The 1,875-nt window shown below is 71.3% G+C and carries 1 protein-coding gene; it reads left to right on the forward strand.

Annotated elements, in window-relative coordinates; translation table 11 throughout:
• The coding region (locus GA0115259_RS34090) for a glycoside hydrolase family 3 protein (RefSeq protein WP_107469346.1) at nucleotides 1-1,784 on the forward strand (1,784 nt) is incomplete at its 5' end.
• Nucleotides 1,785-1,875: the final 91 nt, after the last annotated feature.

Here is a 1,875-nt window from a genome sequence, read left to right on the forward strand (position 1 = left end):
CGCCGCCAGCCGTTGCCACCTCGGCCGCCCCCGTGGTGGCCGTTCCCCCGCATCTCGCTCCCCTCGCTCCGTACCGCCGCGACCGGCTCCGCCGGCTCATCTCACGGATGAGTCTGGAGGAGAAGGTCGGCCAGCTCTTCGTCATGCGGGTGTACGGCCACTCCGCCACCGCTCCCGACCAGGCCGACATCGACGCCAACCTCGCCGAGATCGGCGTCCGTACCGCCGCGGAGTTGATCTCGACGTACCACGTCGGCGGCATCATCTACTTCGCCTGGGCGCACAACACCCGTAATCCCCGGCAGATCGCCGAGCTCTCCAACGGTATCCAGAAGGCGGGCCTGGCCCAGGACACCCCGGTCCCGCTGCTGATCTCCACCGACCAGGAGCACGGCATCGTCGCCCGGGTGGGCAAGCCGGCCACGCTGCTGCCCGGTGCGATGGCGCTCGGTGCGTCGCGCTCGCGGGCCGACGCCCGTGAGGCCGCCAGGATCGCGGGCGCGGAGCTGGCCGCCATGGGCATCAACCAGAACTACGCGCCGGACGCGGATGTCAATGTCAACCCGGCCAACCCGGTCATCGGCGTACGGTCCTTCGGCGCCGATCCGCAGGCCGTGGCCGGTATGGTCGCCGCACAGGTGACGGGCTATCAGAGCGCCGGGATCGCCACCGCCGCCAAGCACTTCCCCGGTCACGGTGACACGAAGGACGACAGCCACTACGCGCTGCCCACCATCCACCACACCCGTGAGCAGTGGAACGAGCTGGACGCGCCGCCGTTCCGGGCCGCGATCGCCGCCGGTGTCACCTCGATCATGACCGCGCATATCGTCGTCCCCGCGCTGGACCCGAGCGAGGACCCGGCGACGCTCTCGCGTCCCATCGTCACCGGCGTACTGCGGGAACAGCTCGGTTACGACGGCGTGGTGATCACCGACGCGCTCGGCATGGAGGGCGTACGGCAGAAGTACGGCGACGACCGGGTGCCCGTGCTCGCGCTCAAGGCGGGCGTGGACCAGTTGCTCAATCCGCCGAATCTGCGGATCGCCTGGAACGCGGTCCTGGCGGCGGTGAAGAGCGGCGAGATCAGTGAGGAGCGCGTCGAGAAATCCATCCTCCGTATCCTCGAACTCAAGGAGCGGCTGGGCCTGTTCAGCGGCGACGCCGCTGTCTCGCTGCGGAATCTGGACCGTACGGTCGGCACCCGGGCCCATCTGGCCGCCGCCGACCGGATCGCCGAGCGGACCACCACGCTGCTCGTCAACGAGAACAAGCTGCTGCCGCTGAACCGGCGCCGACAGCGGCATCTGCTGGTCGTCGGCGCCGATCCGGCCTCGCCTTCCGGGACGACGGGCCCGCCGACCACCGTGCTCGCCACGGCCCTGACCGAGCTGGGCTTCACCGCCACGGCGCTGTCCACCGGTACGGCCCCGAGCGCGGCGCAGATCGAGGCCGCGGTGGCGGGCGCGCGAGGCAAGGACGCGGTGGTCGTGGCCACGTACAACGTCTCGGCGACCAGTTCGCAGCGCACCCTGGTCAGCGCGCTCGCCGCGACCGGCGTGCCCGTTGTCACGGTCGCCATCCGCAATCCGTACGACATCGCGCGGCTGTCCGGCGTCAGGGCGTCCCTCGCCGCGTACTCCTGGACGGATGTCGAAGTGCGGGCGGCAGCGCGGGTGATCGCGGGCCGAGTCAGGCCCCGAGGAGCGCTGCCCGTGCCGGTGCAGCGCGCGGACGATCCGGCGCAGGTGCTCTATCCGATCGGTCATGGTCTGGCCTACTGACCGGCCGAGCGCACGCGGTCGCAGCACGGCCGTGCGGTCGCAGCACGGCCGTGCCCGCCGTCCTCGGGTCCTGGGACCGAGAACGGCGGGG

Source organism: Streptomyces sp. MnatMP-M17 (assembly GCF_900091995.1).
In the GTDB taxonomy this organism is placed as follows: domain Bacteria; phylum Actinomycetota; class Actinomycetes; order Streptomycetales; family Streptomycetaceae; genus Streptomyces.